The organism is Pseudomonas sp. GD03875 (genome assembly GCF_029840585.1).
Lineage (GTDB): Bacteria > Pseudomonadota > Gammaproteobacteria > Pseudomonadales > Pseudomonadaceae > Aquipseudomonas > Aquipseudomonas paralcaligenes.
In genome coordinates this window covers 154,221-170,760 of sequence record NZ_JAOCCV010000007.1, presented here as the reverse complement: position 1 = coordinate 170,760, position 16,540 = coordinate 154,221, and the positions used below count along the sequence as shown (strand labels likewise).

Below are 16,540 nucleotides of genomic sequence, written 5' to 3'. Positions count from 1 at the left end.
ACCATGCGCTACTGCACCCGCCAGGACATCGGCTCGGCCATCCCGGAGAGGACGCTGTTGCACCTCTCCAACGATGACCCCGCCGCCGAGCTGCCCAATGAGGCGGTGATCGAGGACGGCGTCCGCCAGGCCGAGGAACTGGTGGACGGCTACCTGCGGGGCCGCTACTCCCTGCCGCTCGACCCTGTGCCGACTGTTTTGCGGGATGCAGTGGTGTACCTCACCCGCCACTGGCTGTATCAGCGCCGCCCCGAAGGGGCGCTGCCGGACGCGGTGAAGGACAGCTACAAGAACACCGTCAAGCTGCTGGAGAGCATCCGCGATGGCGTGGTCACCGTGGGCATGCCCTCGGGCCAGGCCGCACCGGAGCCGGGCGAGATTCGCGTCCGGGCTAGGCGCCAGCAGTTTGGCGACGATCTCTGGAGCCGCTACGAATGAGCCAGACCCTGGCCCTGCTCAATGCGGTTATCCAGCGCCTGCAGGAGCGCTTCGGGCGCGAGCTGGCTGTCGAGCTGTTTCCAGAGAACCCGAAGAACTACCGCCTCAACCACTCCATCGGCGCGGTGCTCGTCGCCTTCGGCAGCTCGAAGTTCGGCGGCTCCCAAGCCCTCGACGCGGTGCTCCAGGAGCGAAACCTGGTGCTACCCCTGACCCTGATGTTCCGTGATCTCCACGGGGCAAAGGGGGCTGTCGCCCACCTGGACAGCATCCGCGAGGAACTGTCGGGGTGGACCCCGCCGAACTGCGACCAGTCCATGGCGCCCATCGACGAGGTTTTCAACGGCCAGATCGCGGGCGTCTGGCAGTACACCCAGCGCTATGCAACCCGAGCCACCCAACTGCAGCGCGACGGCCACGAGGAAGGGCCGCCGCTGGTAATCGCTGATTTTGAGGAGGTGCCATGACGCCCGCCCGCTTCACCTACACCGGCCCGGCCGGCGGCGTCGAGTTGCGCCTGCCAGACGGCACGCTACTGGAGCGTCAGCTCCAGGACGGGCATCCCGTCGAGCTGCCGGCCGACCATGAGTACACCCGCACCCTACTGGCGCTCAGCCGCCTGCAGGCCCTGCCCGAGCCGGCGGCCCCGGCGCGCAAGAAAAGGAGCACCGCCAAGTGAGCGCGAACTACCTTCACGGCATCGAGACCACGGAAATTGAGCGTGGCATGCGGCAAATTCGGCAGGTGAAAAGCGCCGTCATTGCCATCCTCGGCACCGCCCCGGCCGGGCCGGTCAACACCCCTGTGCTGTCGCTGAATGAGCGTGACGCGGCGGCGTTCGGCCCGGACATCGAGGGCTTCAGCCTGCCGCGCTACCTGGACAGCTTGTATCAAGCCGGCGCCGGTACGGTCGTTGTCATCAACGTCCTGAACCCGGCGACGCACCGTACCGTGGTGCCGGCCCAGGACATGACCTTTGCAGCTGACGGCACCCTGCAGCTGCCCAAGGGCGCGGTCCTGGCCGTTGAAGTCAAGTCCAGGGACGGCTCCACTACCTATGCTGCGACGGATTACGTCCTGGAGCCATTGACCGGCAAGGTCGTGCGCACCACCGCCAGTACCATTCCGGCCAGCGGCGAGGTGTCGGTGGCGTTCACTTACGCAGACCCGAGCAAGGTCACTGCCGGCGACATCATCGGCGACGTGGACGCGGCGGGCCTGCGTACCGGTATCAAAGCCCTCGGCGACTGTTTCAACCTGTTCGGCCTGGAGCCAAAAATCCTGATCGCGCCGGACTTCTCGTCGCTCTCCAGCGTGTCGGCCGAGCTGACGGCCGCCACCAGCCGGCACCAGGCCGTGGCGTACATCGACGCGCCAATCGGCGCGACTCCGGCCCAGGTCATTGCAGGTCGTGGCCCGGCCGGCGCCATCGCCTTCAACACCAGCTCCGACCGCGTCCGCCTGTGCTATCCGCACGTCAAGGTTTACGACGCACGGACGAACCAGGAGCGCCTTGAACCGCTGTCCGTCCGTGCCGCAGCACTGCGCGCTAAGGTCGATCTCGATCTTGGCTACTGGTGGTCCAGCTCGAACCAGGAGCTGCTCGGCGTGCTCGGTCTGGAGCGCCCGCTGACGGCCCGGATCGACGACCCGAACAGCGAAGTGAACCTGCTGAACGAAGTTGGCGTGACCACTGTGTTCAACAGCTTCGGGACGGGCTTCCGCCTGTGGGGCAACCGCACGGCTGCCTGGCCGACAGTGACCCACATGCGCAACTTCGAGAACGTGCGGCGCACCAAGGACCTGATCGACGAGTCGATCCGCTTCAGCTCGCTGCAGTTCCAGGACCGCCCCGTCACCCAGGCGCTGATCGACAGCATCGTCGAGAGCGTCAACGGCTTCGGCCGCAAGCTGATCGGAGACGACGCCCTGCTGGGCTTCGAGTGCTGGTATGACCCGGCGCGCAACCCGAAAGCTGACGTCCAGGCCGGGCACCTGGTGTTCAACTACAAGCTGACCGTGCCGCCGCCCTTCGAGCGCGGCACCTACGAAACCGAGATCACCGACGAGTACCTGGTGAACCTCAAGGGGGCTAACTGATGGCTGGTTTTAGCGCACACCGCATCACCAACGGTGCGATTTACATGGACGGTAACTCGTTCTTTGCCAAAAACGAGGAGATCGAGCTGGGCAGCGTGAAGGCGGTGATGTCCGACTTCCAGGGTATGGGGATGGTTGGGCTGATCGAATTGCCTGACGGCATCGACAAACTGACGGGCAAGATCATCTGGAACAGCAAGTACGCCGATGCAGCGAAGAAAACCGCCACGCCGCTCCGCATGGTGCAGCTGCAGTGTCGGAGCAGCGTCGAGGTCTACAACAGTCAAGGCAAGGTAAAAGAGATCCCGCTGGTGACGTTCTTGACGGTGCAGTTCACCGAGTACCAGCTCGGGAATCACAAGCCGCGAGAGAACGCCAAATACGAATCTCCCTTCAGTGCCACCTACGTGCGCCAGATTCTAGATGGAGAGGACATCCTGGAGCTGGACTACCTGGCCAACATCTACAAGGTAGGCGGCATCGATCAGCTGGACCAGTACCGCCAGAACCTCGGCCTTTCCTAATCACGCAGGCGGCATGGAAGCCTGACACGGACGTCATCTCGCCCCGCCCTGTGCGGGGCTTTCTTTAAACCCGATTAAAAGCCCTGTGCAATGCAGGGCGGCATGCTCAGGGCTCACAACACAACCCGGAGCAAATCCCATGGCTGACGCCCTGCGCATCACTCTCAAATTCCCCGTCCAGTCTCCCGCTGGAAACACCATTACCCATCTGCCAATCCAGCGTCTGAAGCGCAAGGACCTCATGTTCGCGCAGCAGAATTTCGAGGGGGACGCCGCTATCGAGAATTACCTGGTGTCGCGGATGGTTGGGCTGACGATTGAGGACTTGGCCGAACTGGACCTCGCAGATTCCAACCAGGTAAACGAGGTGTTTCGGGAGGTGGTGGGCGGCGGAGACGGCTCTAAAGTCCTGGGACGAGGCGCTGCTACTGGTGTTGCGCTTGCAGCCAAGCGAGATAGCAAACCTGGAAATGAGTGACTACTGGCGCTGGTGCAAAGTGTGCGAGCGGGAGATCAACCGCCGACTCGAACTCGCCGAGCAGATGAACCGGCGATAGCAACAAGCCCGGCCAGCACTCCAGCAACGAGAGCGCCGCCCGCCGCAACGGGGGCGGCGATCAGGGCCAGCAGCGGCAGGCCCAGGCAGAACGCGACCACGGCACCCAGCAGAGAGAAGTTCGCCAGGCACGCCCAGGCGAGCGCGCCTACGCCCCCGGTCATGACCAGGGCGTAGAGGGTGCGGGCGGTGCGGGTAGCGACGATTTCAAACATGCTTGCAGAGTAGCAAAAAACTATGGCGACGGGTAATGAGGTCCTGGTCGGGCTCAAGATCGGCGCGGTGGTCAGCGGCACGCTGCACTCCGCGTTCGGCTCCGCACGCTCGACCGTGCAGCAGCTCGGCCGTGCGACCGAGGGCCTGACCCGCCAGCAGAAGGAGCTGGCAAGCAGCATCCAGCGCGGCCTTGGCACACTGGCCCCCAGCTCGCTCGCAGCGCTGAATCGGGACTATGAGCGTGTCGGCCGCACCATCGACACCCTGCGGCTCAAGCAGGAGAAGTTGACCGCCAGCATCGCGCGGGGCCAAGTGCTCAAAGAGCGCCGCGCTGAGCTGCGCGGCGAGATGATGGAAACGGTCGGCACCGCTGCTGCCCTGGGCGCCCCCCTTGTGCTGGCCGGCCGCACGGCCATGGAGTTCAGGGACCGGACCAACGACATCGCCATCACTGGCGGCTGGAGCGCAGCCGAGGAGGAGCAGCTCGGCGCGACGCTGCGCACCCAGGCACTGAAGTGGAACCAGACGCAAATGGAGATGGCGGCCGGCACGCAGGTGCTGATCGCTGGGGGCATCTCCAGCCTCACCGAGCTGGAGGCCTATGCGCCTGTGATGGCGAAAACCGCAACCGCCACGCGCGCCAGCATGGATGACCTGGGCTCGGTTGCGATTGCGCTCAACGACAATCTGAAGATCGGCGCCAGCGGCCTGGAGCGCTCGATGAATATGCTTGCCTTCGCGGGCAAGAGCGGCCAGTTCGAGCTGGCCGACATGGCGCGCTGGCTGCCGCAGTTGACGCCGCAATTCGCCGCCCTGGGCGTGACCGGCGAGCGTGCTGTTGCCGAGATCGGCGCATCTCTGCAGATCGCCAGGCGTGGTGCAGGCACCAATGACGAGGCCGCCAACAACTTCAAGAACTTCCTGTCGAAGCTGACCGCTAAGGACACACTCAAGGCGTTCGAGGGGGCGGGCATCGACCTGCAGGCCAGCATGAAGGGGCTGGTCGAAGATGGCCTGACGCCGGTCCAGGCGATGCTGGAGACGGTGACGAAGTACGTGGGCAGCAAAGGGCCGGCGGCGGCTGCAGAGTTCCAGGCGGCCATGGAACTGAAGGACGACGCCGAGCGCCAGTCCGCGCTCGACCGGCTGAACGAGGCCTACAAGCTGGGCGAGCTGTTCGCCGACCAGCAGGTGCTGTCGTTCCTGCGTCCGGCCCTGGCAAACCGCGCCGATCTCGCCGCGATCCAGCGCGGCAGCTTGGACGCAGCCGACAAAGGCGTGCTCGATGACGACCTGGCGCGCCGGATGCAGAGTCCAAAGGAGCAGGTCAAGGCGTTGACCAACAACCTGTCCGAGTTGGGCATCGCGGTCGGCAGCGTGCTGTTGCCCCCGATGATCGAACTGACGCAGGCCGCCATTCCCGTTGTGCAGACGTTCGCCACTTGGGCGGCCGAGAACCCTGGCCTGGTGAAAGGTATCGTCGGGGTGGTCGGCGGGCTCCTGGTCGGCAAGATGGCGTTCCTGGGCATGGCCTACGGCGTCAACCTTGCCATCTCGCCGATTGTGGCGATGACCACCACTATCACCAGCCTGTCCGCGAAGTGGACGATGCTGCAGGCCCTCTGGCACGCGGGCAAGTTCGCGCCGCTGGTCACTGGCCTTGGGAAGGGAGTGGCTGGCCTGCGCTGGATGGGTGGCGCGCTGGTGACCACCGGCCGCTACGGCGCGTTGTTCCTGCGCGGCACCCTCATGGCCTTCGTCGCACCTCTGGCGCAGATGGGTAAGGGCGCGCTGTTCCTCGGGAAAGTGCTGGGCGGGTCCCTGCTGAATGGTATCCGCCTGGCGGGCCATGCCGTGCTCTGGCTCGGCCGGGCGCTACTGCTGAATCCTATCGGCCTCGCGATCACGGCCATCGCGCTGGGCGCTTACCTGATCTACCGGAACTGGTCGCCGATCAAAACCTTTTTCGTTGGCCTCTGGAGCGAGATCAAGGCCGGATTCAATGGCGGCTTGAGCGGCATCCTGGAGCTGATCATCAACTTCTCTCCGCTGGGTCTGTTCCACCGGGCGATGGCAGGTGTGCTGGGATATTTCGGGGTCGAGCTACCCGGCAAGTTCACCGAGTTCGGGCGCCTGATGGTGACCGGCCTGGTGACCGGCATCACCGGCATGGCCGGCGCGCTGAAAGACAGCGTGGTCGGTATGGGCGAGTCCGTGAAAGGCTGGTTCGCCGAGCGGCTGGACATCCACTCGCCGTCCCGTGTGTTCGTCGACTATGGCGCGAACATCGCCCAGGGCGCCGCCATCGGTATCAGCGGGCAGACCGCGCTGGTGCGCAACGCCGCCTTGGGAATGGCGATGGCCACCGCCGTTCCGCTGGCCCCGCCGGACATGTCCAACGTCAGCCGCGCCGCGATGCAGGGCGGCGGCATTGCGGCCCCGATGACCATCCACTACAGCCCAACCATCAACGTGCAGGGCGGCGAGGACGTACAGGCGGCGGTTGAGCGTGGCCTGCGAATTTCCGAACGGGAGTTCGCGCGGATGATGGACGACTACCAACGCAACCAAGCCCGCCGCAGCTACGGAGACCACGCCTGATGTTCGCGCTTCTCGGAGACATAGAGTTCGAGCTGGCCGGCGGCCTGGTCGGCATGGAATGGCGCGAGACCAGCGATTGGGCCGAGCACGCGCGTATTGCCGGCAAGCCATTGTTGGAATGGGTCGGCGACGGCTTGGCTGAGTACTCCCTGGAGATCCAATTTCACCCCATGCTGGGTGACCCGGAAGTGCGCCGAAAGGAGCTGAAGAAAGCCAAGGATGAGCACCAGCCCCTCAAGTTGGTGCTCGGCAACGGCGAATACCCCGGCGCGTATGTCATCACGGACATGAGCGTCAGCCCCCGGCGCTCGATGGGCGACGGCCGGCTGTTCTCCGGGTCGATCCGCATCACCCTGCGCGAGTTCGTGGGCGCGCTCCAGGATCAGGCCAGCCCGCGCGGGCTGATTCCGGCCGGGCTGGCCGGCACCAACATGGCTGCGCTGGCTTCGCCTGACGTGCAGGCGACGCCGACCGCGCCCGCTTCTGTTGCTCGCCAAGTCCTGGAGCATGCTCGATCCGCCGCGACCGTGTTGCGCTCGGGCCTGGAACTCTACGAGGCCGCCCAGGTACTGCGCAGCAATCCGGCCGCAGTGCTCGGGCGCGTGCCCCGGCTGCTCGATGCGACCCGCGCTGTGCTGGCGCCGCTGGGCGACTACGCCGACGCCGCCGGGGTGCTGGATGGCGGCGGCGACTTGGTCAGCGCTGCGAGCGGCGCTCTAGCCGACGTGCTGACCGCGCGCTCCTGGTTGTCACCCATCAATGCCGGCAACGTCCTGGAGCGCGTCGAGGCAGCAGGCGGTGCGCTCGAACGTGCCGCCGGCCGGCTCGGTGAAGTCGACGTGCCGCTGGCCCAACTGGCGGCCGCCGTAGTGACGAGGAGAGCCTGATGCACATCGAGCACATCAGCAGGGACGGCGAGCGCTGGGATCAGATCGCCCAGGAGTACTACGGCGACCCGCTGCGCTATGCGCCGCTGATCGCAGCAAATCCGGGCCTTGCCATTGAGCCGGTGCTACCCGCTGGCATCCGCATCATCGTACCGCTGCTGGAGAGCAGCACGCCCAGCACCGAGGGACTGCCGCCATGGATGCGCTGAGCCAGATTCAGTCCGAGGTGCTGCTGGAGTACGAGCAGGCCAACATCACCCGCGACGTTGCACCCTTCCTCCTGGAGCTGACCTACAGCGATAGCCTGACGGGGCAGTCGGACGACCTGGAAGTGGTGCTCGCTGACCCCGATGGCAAGTGGGGCGAATCCTGGTATCCAGGCCACGGCGACACCCTGACGGTAAGTTTCGGATGGCAGGGTGGCCACCGCCGCGTCGGCCGTTTCGAGATCGACGAAATCGAGCTGATCGACGCGCCGAAGACCGTTCGCATCCGTGCGCTGGCAACAGGCATCAGCCGCGCTGTGCGCACGGTCGAGCACCGCGCGTATGAAGCGACCACCCTGGACGCCGTTGCGCGCCAGATCGCACAGCGCCAGGGGCTGGAACTGGTCGGGCGCATCGAGCCCGTCAAGCTCGATAGGTTGACGCAGCAGGAGTCGGACCTGTCGTTCCTGGCCCAGCTGGCCAGCGAGTACGACTATGCCTTCAAGGTTGTCGGCGCCCGCCTTGTGTTTCACGCCATCGCCGACCTGGCCGCCGCTGCGCCCTCGGCAACGGCGGCCCGCACGGAGCTAAGCAACGTCCGGCTGCGTGACCAGATACGCACTGTGCCCAAGGCCGTGGGCAACAAGCACCAGGACCCCGCCAGTGGGCAGCTGATCAGCTACCGCATAGTCAACGGCGAGACCGTGGCCGTGCCGTCGAGTAAGACAAAGACAACCACCGCCAGCGACAGCCGCAAGGGGCGGCGGCGCAGCGCCGGGGCGGATGCCGACAAGGCGCGGGCTTCTGCTGATCTGGCACGCAAGCTCCGCGAGCGCACCACCGGCAGCTGGTCGCGTAATGGCAGCCCCGACCTCTACTCGGGTCAGGTCGTTGTGCTGACCGCCGCCGGACAGATGGGCGGCAAGTACCTGGTCACCTCGGCACGGCATTCATTCCGGCGCGGGAGCGGCTTTCGGTCCGACTTCGAGGCCTGCAGGATCGCGGCCGACAGCATCGGCCTGGCGCTGGACAAACAAACGCCGGGCATTGCTCTGGCGACCTACGGCATAGATGGGGGCATGGCATGAGCGTTGAACTGGAATACGGGTTTGTGAGCGCCGTCGACTTGAAGCTGTGCCGGATCAAGGTCCGCCTGCCTGATCGCGACGACCTCCAATCGCATTGGCTGACTGTGCCCCAGCGGGCCACCAAAGGCACCAAGCGCCGGCCCCTGATGCCCGAGCTGGGCGAACAGGTCGCGGTGCTGCTCGATGAAGATGGAGTGCGAGGCACCTACCTGGGCGGGGTCTACTTCAAGGCCGAGCCGCCACCCGTGACAGACCCGGACACCGACTATGTGCGGTTCAGCGACGGTACGGCGATCACGTACAACAGGGCGAGCGGCCAGCTGCTGGTAGACAGCGTCGGCACGGTCGTGGTGAATGCCGCGACCAGCGCCCAGGTGACCGCGCCGCAGGTCACCGTCCAGGGCGTCACAGATGTTGTGGGGGATACCACCATCACCGGCAATTTGCAGGTGGCGGGAAACATCCACGCCACGGGCTCGATCATCGACACGGGCGGCAACACGCCCAACCACTCGCACTGACGTTCTTTAAACCCGATTAAAAGCCGCCGCGCGGCGGCTTTCGCATCATGGGGGCATGAACCCACGCCCTCTCTCCAGCATTACCTCTTTGCATTGGCAGCCCGCCCTCCGCGCCGAGGGCCAGGTTGTCGAAGGCGTCCGCGACATTGACCAGGCCATTCGCCTGATCCTCTCGACCCCGCGCGGAAGCGACCCGCACCGCCCGCTGTTCGGCAGCAATCTGCACCTCTACATCGACTGGCCCGTCAACCGCGTGACGCCGTACCTGGTGCGCGAGAGCGTCGACGCGATCCGCCAGTGGGAGCCGCGTGTCGATGTCGTCCAAGTGCGCGTGCAGATCGCCGGCAGCCACATCACCCTGCGGGTGCAGTGGCAGGTTGCGCGCGGGGTCATCCAGTCCACCGAGGTGACCTATGCCCGCGCTGCCTGAGCCCGTGTTCATCGAGGCCGACGCGGCCGCGATTACCGCAGAGATGATTGCCGCCTACGAGCGCATGACGGGCCGCACGCTGTTTCCCGCCCAAGTCGAGCGCCTTCTGGTCGACCTCGCGGCCTACCGCGAGACCCTCGTCCGCATCGGCATCAACGACGCCGCCCGGCAGAACCTGGTCGCGTTCGCCCGAGCGCCGATGCTCGACTACCTGGGCGAGCTTGTGGACACCCACCGGCTGCCGGCTCAGCCCTCCAGGACCACCATCCGACTGACCTTCGAGGCGCCGCTGGCCCAGGCGATGACTGTTCCTGCAGGCTGGCGCGTAGCTACCGGCGCCGGCATCCAGTTCGCCACCACCGCGGAACTTGTGGTCGCAGCCGGGCAGAGCCATGCCGAGTGCGCCGTTGTTGCCGTCGACGCCGGCCCGGCCGGCAACGGCTACCTGCCGGGCCAGATCACCCAGGCCGTGGACAGCTTGCCCGTCGCCGCGACGCTCCAGAACCTGACGACGACGGCCGGCGGCCTCGATGTTGAGAGCGACGAGCGCTACCGCGCCCGTATCAAACTGGCGCCGGAGCGCTTCAGCTGGGGCAGCGCGAACCGTTACCGCTGGCTGGCAATGACGACCGCGCCATCCCTGGTCGACGTGCAGGTGTTCAGTCCCAGCCCGGATGGACGGGTCAATGTCGTGCTCCTGGACGTGGCCGGTGCCCCGGCCGCCGAGGTGGTCGAGCTGGTGCGGGCCGCGCTGACGGACCGGAAGAACCGCATGCTCGGCGACCGTGTGACCGTCCTCGGCGCTGCACCGGTCGACTACAACCTGCGCCTCGTCGTCGACGTGCTCGCCACCCGCGTGCCCAGCCTGGTGCTCGACCAGGTCAAGACGCGCCTGCAGGCGTGGGCCGACAGCAAGGGCCGCGAGATCGGCGCGGACCTGGTGCCGGCACAGATCAAGACGGCGCTCGGCGGCATCGATGGCCTCTACGACGTGCGCCTGGTCGAGCCGGCCGCGCTGCGCCAGCTGGCCCTGCACGAGTACTCCCGTCTGCAGACGCTCAGCGTCGAACTGGGCCGGGTCGTCACCGATGCCTAGCCTTCTGCCCCCGTCGCTCGTAGGCGACCAGCGCAGCGAAGTTTTCGACCAGCTGTCGCACGGCATCGAGCAGCTCGATGTCGGCGCGGTGCTGGTCTACCTGGTCGACCTGGTGCCGGGCACCGCGCTGCCGCATCTGGCCGAGCAGTTCAACGTGGTCGGGCCGATCTGGCAGCACCTGCAGAGCGACGACGCCCGCCGCCGCGCAATCAAGGACGCGGTGAAGTGGCACAGGGTCAAGGGCACCCCGCATGCGGTCGAGCTTGCAATGTCGTGGATCGGCCTAGGCGCCCAGGTCGAGGACACCACCAGCTCGGCCGCGCGTTGGGCTGAGTATCAGCTACAGCTCGACAAGCCGGTCACGCCTGCAGAGCTGCCCGCCATTCTGGAACTTGCCCGTTTCGCCGCCCCGGCCCGCGCGCACCTGGTGCGACTGTACGGCAGCCTCGACATTCGTCCGGCCGTAACGGACGTGAGCCGGTGGGATAGCGCGCTCCTGGACAACGACTCCGGCGTGCTGGTCGACGGTGTCGTTGTGTCGTTTGGCGCTCGGCATGCCGCAACGCTGCCAGCGCCGCCGCGAGCCGTCATCGGTGGGGCAGCGCAGCACCGCGCCATGACGTTGCGCCGTGACGCGATGTATTGGGATTCCTGGGCGCTGGATTCCGTCTGGATGGTCGACGTGAGCGGCGGTATCGGACACGTCCGCAGCGCTGAGTGCCCATCCCGCGATCTACCCGCACCGAGCGGAACCACTGGCGAACTGCGCCAGGCGGTGCTCGACCGCAACCTGCCGCCGCCTATTGCCGCCGCCCAGCAGGGCCTCGCGGCGACAGCTCCCGAGCGATACCCCCTCCGGCGCTGGACCGGCCCTTGGACCGGCCCCTGGCGCCTGCCCGTTATCCACTTCCGCCACTACACCGAGGACTGATTCATGCCAGCGCTTTCAACAGACGGACGCATCGGCGAATGCGAGATTTTCATTGGGCTGCCCATCATGTTCGCCTGGGGCCGGGGCGATCCGGCGTGGGATGTCTCGCCCGAGCCTGAACCGACAGATGCAACCGCTCTCGTCGACGAGATCGGTCGCCGCTGGGCGACTCAGGCGCAGTTCGTATACCCCGATCCCGACGGCCCTATCGACATGCCGGGCGGGCAGCGCTACAGCCCGTCGCCAGTCCCCACGGCCTTCGCCTATGTGCGTTGCGTCTTCAACTACCTCGAAGGCAATGGCGAAACGATCCGCGAGATTGGGGTGTTCTTCAATAGCCAGCCTGCCGCCGGCCTGCCACCTGGACAGCTCTATTTCACTCCTGACCAGATCGAGGCGTCCGGCCGCCTGAAGCTGTTGGATCGCCCGCAAACCAAGATCGTCCGCGACCAGAACGTCAAGCAGACGTTCGAGTATGTGCTCCCCTTCTGAGGCCAGAACCATGCCCCATTACGACCGCTTCAATCCCTCGAAGGGCTACGACAAGCACCTGTTCAACCCCGACCGCGTACTCCAGTCGTCGGAGTTCAACGAGTTGCAGACCGGCCTCCATCATCGTTTGAAAGGTGTCGCCGACGCGGTGCTCCGGGATGGCGACGTGATTCGCGACTGTGACCTGGTCATCGACCAGCAGACCGGCGTCGCGACCCTCAGCAGCGGCGCGCTGTACCTGGCTGGGGCAGTTCGGGGCATCGCTCCGGCTCAACTGCAGATCGAGCTGGTGGGAACAGTGACCGTGGGCGCCTATCTGACGAGCACCATCATCACCTCCCTGGAGGACCCCGAGCTGCTCAACCCGGCCACCGGCACTCGCGGCTATAACGAGCCTGGAGCGGATCGTCTGCAGATCATCCCCGAGTGGGGCATCGCTGGCGCGCGGCCGGAAGGTGAGTTCTACCCTGTGTATACGGTAGTGGACGGGTACGTGCGCTCCCGTACTACGCCGGTCGGGCTCGACAGCGTTTCCCAGGCCCTGGAGGGCTACGACCGGGAATCCACTGGCGGCGGCACCTACGTGGTCAGCGGCCTGGACGTGAAGTTCGGCGCGACCACGGCCGACGACGTGCAAACCTGGCTGCTGGACAGCGGCCAGGCCCGCGTCTCCGGCCGCGCCCTGGAACTCGCAACCTCGCGGCGCATCACCTACGCCGCCGATCCGACCACCCGCCTGATCAGCTCCGAGGCGCACCTCATGAGCGGGCCGGCCCGTCAGCGTATCAACGTCAACCGGCCGGCCATCGCAAGCATCGAGTCAGTTCAGGTCACAAAGGAGCGCACCGTCCAGCTCGTCCACGGTGCTTACATCGGGGTGTCCGATCCGCTGCCCGATGCCGGCGTGCTTGAAATCCTGCTAATCAAGCAGGGCGGCACGACGTACCACCCACCGGCCGACTACCTTCTGACCGCCGGCAGCGTCGACTGGTCGCCAGCAGGTGCGGAGCCGGCTACTGGCAGCACCTACGATGTGAAGTACCGCTATATAGACACAGTCGATCCTATTGAACCGGATGGGCGTGGCTTCAGTGTCGAGGGCGCAGTTGCCGGCACTCTGGCGTTGGTCACTTACCGCGCCAAGCTGCCGCGTATTGATCGCCTTTGCCTTGACGCAATCGGCAATGTCGTCTGGCAGCGTGGCGTCCCGTCCACCGACAATCCGCTCCCGCCGCCGACATCCCCGACCCTGCTGTCGCTCGCCTTGGTCTACCAGACCTGGCTCGACGATACCCGCCGGGTCGTGGCTGACAGCTACCGGGTCATCAGCATGTTCGACCTGGTGCGCTACGGCGCACGGCTCGACAACCTGACCCGCATGGTCGCCGAGCAGGCGTTGCGCACCGACGCCAGCATGCGCAACGCCTCACTGAAAAATGGCATGTTCGTTGACCCACTGCTCGACGACAGCCTGCGCGACGCCGGCATCGAGCAGACCGCATCGATTGTCGCCGGCGCGCTGATGCTCTCCATCGACGCACAAGCCCACCCGCTGCCCGGCGACGTGGCCAAACCGACCCTCTGCCAGTTCACCCTGGCGGACGAGGTCAAGCAGCTCTCGCGCACCGGCTGGATGCCCATCAACGCCTACGGCTCACAGCTACCTGTGCCGGCCTCGATCACCCTCAACCCGGCGGTTGATCGCTGGACGGAAACCGCAACCGTATGGGGCTCGCCGCGCACCGAACACTTCGTTTACGACTACTTCGACAACGTGCAGAACGGCGTCAGGAGCAGCAAGACCACCACCACACAGAGCTACATCACCCGCGAAGCCGTGGCGACGCTGCGCCAGATCCCTGTGGCGTTCACCATCACCGGCTTCGGCGCACGCGAGCAACTGACCGGGCTCACGTTCGACGGCATCAACGTGCTGCCGGCCGGCGTCATCAAGGCCAATGACGCGGGTGTAGTCGCCGGCAGCTTCACGGTGCCGGCCGGCATTCCGTCCGGCAGCAAAGCAGTGAAGGCAACCGGCGCGGGCGGCAGCACCGGCACCGCAGTTTTCACCGGCGAGGGCATCCGCGAGGTCACCAACAAGGTCTACGTCACCACCATCATCGACGTCCTGGACTACTGGACCGGCAAGCCCATCGGCACCTGTTTCATTGACCCGCTTGCTCAGACGTTCCGCGTCACCCGCACATGCCAGCTCGCCCAGATCATCCTGCGCGGCAAGCGCGGCGGCGACGAGCCGTTGCTGATCCACATCCGCGAAACCGTCAACGGCCTGCCCACCGGCAAGGTGCTGGCCGAGCAGCGCATCCCCGCCAGCACGTTCGGCCTCAACGAATCGTTCGCGGGCATCAACCTCGACCTGCCTCCGACCCTGTTCGAGGGCGTGGAATACGCCCTGGTCATCATGACCAACGGCCTCGGCCACGAGCTTGTCATCGCAGAACTGGGCAAATACGACGTGCAGTACAACCGCTGGGTCAGCAACCAGCCGTATGAAGTGGGCGTCCTGCTCAGCAGCGCCAACGCCCAGACCTGGACGCCCCACCAGGACCGCGACCTTTATTTCAGCCTGCAACGGGCCAGCATCGCGCCGGCCAACCGCACGCGCGTCGTGCCGCTCGGCGCCGTGGCCGTCGAAGACGCCACCGATCTGATGATGCTCGGCAACCACCTCAACCCCGCCGCTGGCGCTGGCGTGGAATACCGACTGACCCTGCCTGGCGGCGATGTGTTGGACGTGGCGAGCGATCAGCCTGTGCGCCTGGCGGCACCGATCACCGGCAACGTCGCCGTCTCGGCAGTGATCACAGCCACCGAAGACCTGTCCGGCGTCCTGCTGCCGGGCTCCAACCTTGTCGTAGGCAAGGTCGCATCCGAGGGCACCTACGTTTCCCGCGCGTTCAACCTTGTGACTGCCGCCCTGGGCACCAACCAGCGGCTCACCGTCGTCTACGACGCCGTCCTGCCACCCGGCAGCACTGCGGTCGCGCACTACCGGATCGACGACGGCCCATGGCACGCCTGCGACGCGCCGACCGCCGCGCCGGCAGACAACGGCGCTGTGGAACTCACCTCCGTCACCCCCGGCCTGAGCGGCAGCGTGGTGCGAGTGCGCCTCACGCTGGCGGGCACACCGGCAGCCCGGCCAACCGCGCACAACATCCGCGTCATCGTCTCGGAGTAAGCCATGGACGTCGACCAGAAAACGCCCAACGCCGAGCTGCCCCTGCCGCACCCGGACAACGACCTCTCCGACGACGTGCTGCGCATCCGCGCGTCGCTGCAGATGGTCGACGGCCTGCTGGCCGCCCTGGCCTCCGGGCTCGACGGCCTCACCGCCGAGGGTGGAGGTCTCGACCTGAACCTGCTGCCGGCCAACCTGCGGGCGCTCGCCGCCCTGGCCGGCGCTGCTGACCGGCTGCCGTATTTCACCGGCGCCGGGGCGCTGTCTCTGTCCACGCTGACAGCCTTCGGTCGCACCCTGCTGGCGGCCGGAGACTCGGCGTCTGGGCGCGTCGCGCTCGCGCTGGGGTCTGCCGCAACGGCAAACGTGACCACCTCCGCGACCGACGTCACCGCCGGCCGACTGCTCCGGGTCGGCGACCTCGGCGGGCCGGTGAACGCTAACTACCGATACCTGCCGACAGCAACGGGCACGGACAACGTCGCCGACTTCAATAATCTGATCGTCCCAGGGTGGTTCAAAAGCCTGCTGGGCGGCGCACCAGCCGACCGCAACCCCAACCACCCGGATGGCCTGACACCTATCGCGGCCGGGAACGGCGTCGCGAATTACTACTGGCCCCTGGTAGGCCGGCACGACGGCGGCGGCATGTTCCAGCTCGCTTTCCCCTACATCAGCGCGGCGAACATCAGCAAGGCGAGCATCAAATTCCGTATGTTCGGCGCCGGGCAGTGGTCCGACTGGGACTCGCTGATGCTGGCCAGCGCCAACTTCCAGCTCGGCCCGACCCAAGCCTCGGCACTGACCGCGCTCGGTCTGACCGGCCTGCCCGCGCGCGTCGCGGCGCTTGAGGGCGGCCAGACAGTGACCGCCCTCGGCGACGTCGCCACTACGGGTGCGCAGACGGTCGACCTCAACGTGACCGCCGGCAAGTTCTTCACGGCCAGCATGGCGACCGCCAGCGCCACGGGCACGCTGACCCTGAACTTCACCAACGTGCCCGTCAGTGAAACGTCGATCATCACCTGGCACGTCGAGCTGATCAGGGGCGCACGGAAAACCCTGGTGCTCCAGCTCGACGGCGTCCCGCTCACGCCAACATGGTCTGGCGGCGCCGCGCCGTTGCTCAGCGCTGCCGCCACCGGCCGCGACCTGCTCATGTTCTACCGCATGCCCGGCCGTGCCACGGTTTACGCGATGCTCGTCGACTCGGGAACAGTGTGATGCTCAGCCGAGTATTTTTCCGGCCGCG

The 16,540-nt window shown here is 66.3% G+C and carries 18 protein-coding genes; 17 read left to right on the top strand and 1 reads right to left on the bottom strand.

From position 1 onward, the window contains the following. Positions 1 to 3 precede the first annotated feature (3 nt). From N5D30_RS08690 to N5D30_RS08665, 6 genes are all read left to right on the top strand, one after another. Entirely contained in the window at positions 4 to 438 is a 435-nt protein-coding gene (locus tag N5D30_RS08690; protein WP_279908637.1) for a DUF1320 domain-containing protein, read from the top strand. After that, positions 435 to 905, top strand: coding sequence for a Gp37 family protein (locus N5D30_RS08685; protein ID WP_279908636.1), 471 nt, complete (start codon positions 435 to 437; stop codon positions 903 to 905). The genes N5D30_RS08690 and N5D30_RS08685 overlap by 4 nt, the downstream gene beginning before the upstream one ends. Beyond that, positions 902 to 1,117 carry a hypothetical protein gene (locus tag N5D30_RS08680; RefSeq protein ID WP_279908635.1) on the top strand — a complete coding sequence of 72 codons (216 nt, stop codon included), beginning with the start codon at positions 902 to 904 and terminating at the stop codon, positions 1,115 to 1,117. The genes N5D30_RS08685 and N5D30_RS08680 overlap by 4 nt, the downstream gene beginning before the upstream one ends. Then, the gene (locus N5D30_RS08675; RefSeq protein WP_279908634.1) at positions 1,114 to 2,538 is read left to right on the top strand and encodes a phage tail sheath subtilisin-like domain-containing protein; all 1,425 of its coding nucleotides are present in this window, start codon (positions 1,114 to 1,116) and stop codon (positions 2,536 to 2,538) included. Before N5D30_RS08680 ends, N5D30_RS08675 begins: the two co-directional genes overlap by 4 nt. After that, positions 2,538 to 3,062, top strand: a complete 525-nt coding sequence (locus N5D30_RS08670; protein ID WP_279908633.1) for a phage major tail tube protein — start codon at positions 2,538 to 2,540, stop codon at positions 3,060 to 3,062. The genes N5D30_RS08675 and N5D30_RS08670 overlap by 1 nt, the downstream gene beginning before the upstream one ends. Positions 3,063 to 3,201: 139 nt before the next feature. Then, the gene (locus N5D30_RS08665) at positions 3,202 to 3,540 is read left to right on the top strand and encodes a phage tail assembly protein (protein ID WP_279908632.1); all 339 of its coding nucleotides are present in this window, start codon (positions 3,202 to 3,204) and stop codon (positions 3,538 to 3,540) included. A gap of 35 nt (positions 3,541 to 3,575) precedes the next feature. Here the strand turns inward: N5D30_RS08665 and N5D30_RS08660 are convergent, their stop codons facing one another. After that, positions 3,576 to 3,914, bottom strand: coding sequence for a hypothetical protein (locus tag N5D30_RS08660; protein ID WP_279908631.1), 339 nt, complete (start codon positions 3,912 to 3,914; stop codon positions 3,576 to 3,578). Here N5D30_RS08660 and N5D30_RS08655 point away from each other — a divergent pair. From N5D30_RS08655 to N5D30_RS08605, 11 genes are all read left to right on the top strand, one after another. Next, on the top strand, positions 3,901 to 6,435 hold the full coding sequence (locus tag N5D30_RS08655; RefSeq protein ID WP_279908630.1) for a phage tail tape measure protein: 2,535 nt from the start codon (positions 3,901 to 3,903) through the stop codon (positions 6,433 to 6,435). The two genes, N5D30_RS08660 and N5D30_RS08655, sit on opposite strands and share 14 nt — an antisense overlap. Next, complete coding sequence (locus N5D30_RS08650; protein WP_279908629.1) at positions 6,435 to 7,322, top strand: phage tail protein; 888 nt, start codon at positions 6,435 to 6,437, stop codon at positions 7,320 to 7,322. Before N5D30_RS08655 ends, N5D30_RS08650 begins: the two co-directional genes overlap by 1 nt. Then, positions 7,322 to 7,531: a tail protein X gene (locus N5D30_RS08645; RefSeq protein WP_279908628.1), complete on the top strand. Its 210-nt coding sequence runs from the start codon at positions 7,322 to 7,324 to the stop codon at positions 7,529 to 7,531. The genes N5D30_RS08650 and N5D30_RS08645 overlap by 1 nt, the downstream gene beginning before the upstream one ends. After that, complete coding sequence (locus tag N5D30_RS08640; RefSeq protein ID WP_279908627.1) at positions 7,519 to 8,616, top strand: late control protein D; 1,098 nt, start codon at positions 7,519 to 7,521, stop codon at positions 8,614 to 8,616. Before N5D30_RS08645 ends, N5D30_RS08640 begins: the two co-directional genes overlap by 13 nt. Beyond that, on the top strand, positions 8,613 to 9,137 hold the full coding sequence (locus N5D30_RS08635) for a phage baseplate assembly protein V (protein ID WP_279908626.1): 525 nt from the start codon (positions 8,613 to 8,615) through the stop codon (positions 9,135 to 9,137). The genes N5D30_RS08640 and N5D30_RS08635 overlap by 4 nt, the downstream gene beginning before the upstream one ends. A gap of 88 nt (positions 9,138 to 9,225) precedes the next feature. Further along, the gene (locus N5D30_RS08630; protein WP_279908625.1) at positions 9,226 to 9,567 is read left to right on the top strand and encodes a GPW/gp25 family protein; all 342 of its coding nucleotides are present in this window, start codon (positions 9,226 to 9,228) and stop codon (positions 9,565 to 9,567) included. Beyond that, a complete protein-coding gene (locus N5D30_RS08625; protein ID WP_279908624.1) occupies positions 9,551 to 10,663 on the top strand; it encodes a baseplate J/gp47 family protein in 1,113 nt (370 codons plus the stop codon). Before N5D30_RS08630 ends, N5D30_RS08625 begins: the two co-directional genes overlap by 17 nt. Beyond that, entirely contained in the window at positions 10,656 to 11,594 is a 939-nt protein-coding gene (locus tag N5D30_RS08620) for a phage tail protein (RefSeq protein WP_279908623.1), read from the top strand. The genes N5D30_RS08625 and N5D30_RS08620 overlap by 8 nt, the downstream gene beginning before the upstream one ends. A gap of 3 nt (positions 11,595 to 11,597) precedes the next feature. Continuing rightward, positions 11,598 to 12,086: a hypothetical protein gene (locus tag N5D30_RS08615; RefSeq protein WP_279908622.1), complete on the top strand. Its 489-nt coding sequence runs from the start codon at positions 11,598 to 11,600 to the stop codon at positions 12,084 to 12,086. Positions 12,087 to 12,096: 10 nt separating this feature from the next. After that, positions 12,097 to 15,288, top strand: a complete 3,192-nt coding sequence (locus N5D30_RS08610; RefSeq protein ID WP_279908621.1) for a DUF4815 domain-containing protein — start codon at positions 12,097 to 12,099, stop codon at positions 15,286 to 15,288. 3 nt (positions 15,289 to 15,291) lie between these two features. Continuing rightward, positions 15,292 to 16,512, top strand: coding sequence for a pyocin knob domain-containing protein (locus N5D30_RS08605; RefSeq protein ID WP_279908620.1), 1,221 nt, complete (start codon positions 15,292 to 15,294; stop codon positions 16,510 to 16,512). Positions 16,513 to 16,540 lie beyond the last annotated feature (28 nt).

Bases quoted from the DNA above. Each gene is read 5' to 3' on its own strand.
- N5D30_RS08690 (WP_279908637.1), top strand. From the start codon at position 4: ATGCGCTACTGCACCCGCCAGGACATCGGCTCGGCCATCCCGGAGAGG.
- N5D30_RS08685 (WP_279908636.1), top strand. From the start codon at position 435: ATGAGCCAGACCCTGGCCCTGCTCAATGCGGTTATCCAGCGCCTGCAG.
- N5D30_RS08680 (WP_279908635.1), top strand. From the start codon at position 902: ATGACGCCCGCCCGCTTCACCTACACCGGCCCGGCCGGCGGCGTCGAG.
- N5D30_RS08670 (WP_279908633.1), top strand. From the start codon at position 2,538: ATGGCTGGTTTTAGCGCACACCGCATCACCAACGGTGCGATTTACATG.
- N5D30_RS08665 (WP_279908632.1), top strand. From the start codon at position 3,202: ATGGCTGACGCCCTGCGCATCACTCTCAAATTCCCCGTCCAGTCTCCC.
- N5D30_RS08650 (WP_279908629.1), top strand. From the start codon at position 6,435: ATGTTCGCGCTTCTCGGAGACATAGAGTTCGAGCTGGCCGGCGGCCTG.
- N5D30_RS08645 (WP_279908628.1), top strand. From the start codon at position 7,322: ATGCACATCGAGCACATCAGCAGGGACGGCGAGCGCTGGGATCAGATC.
- N5D30_RS08640 (WP_279908627.1), top strand. From the start codon at position 7,519: ATGGATGCGCTGAGCCAGATTCAGTCCGAGGTGCTGCTGGAGTACGAG.
- N5D30_RS08635 (WP_279908626.1), top strand. From the start codon at position 8,613: ATGAGCGTTGAACTGGAATACGGGTTTGTGAGCGCCGTCGACTTGAAG.
- N5D30_RS08625 (WP_279908624.1), top strand. From the start codon at position 9,551: ATGCCCGCGCTGCCTGAGCCCGTGTTCATCGAGGCCGACGCGGCCGCG.
- N5D30_RS08620 (WP_279908623.1), top strand. From the start codon at position 10,656: ATGCCTAGCCTTCTGCCCCCGTCGCTCGTAGGCGACCAGCGCAGCGAA.
- N5D30_RS08615 (WP_279908622.1), top strand. From the start codon at position 11,598: ATGCCAGCGCTTTCAACAGACGGACGCATCGGCGAATGCGAGATTTTC.
- N5D30_RS08610 (WP_279908621.1), top strand. From the start codon at position 12,097: ATGCCCCATTACGACCGCTTCAATCCCTCGAAGGGCTACGACAAGCAC.
- N5D30_RS08605 (WP_279908620.1), top strand. From the start codon at position 15,292: ATGGACGTCGACCAGAAAACGCCCAACGCCGAGCTGCCCCTGCCGCAC.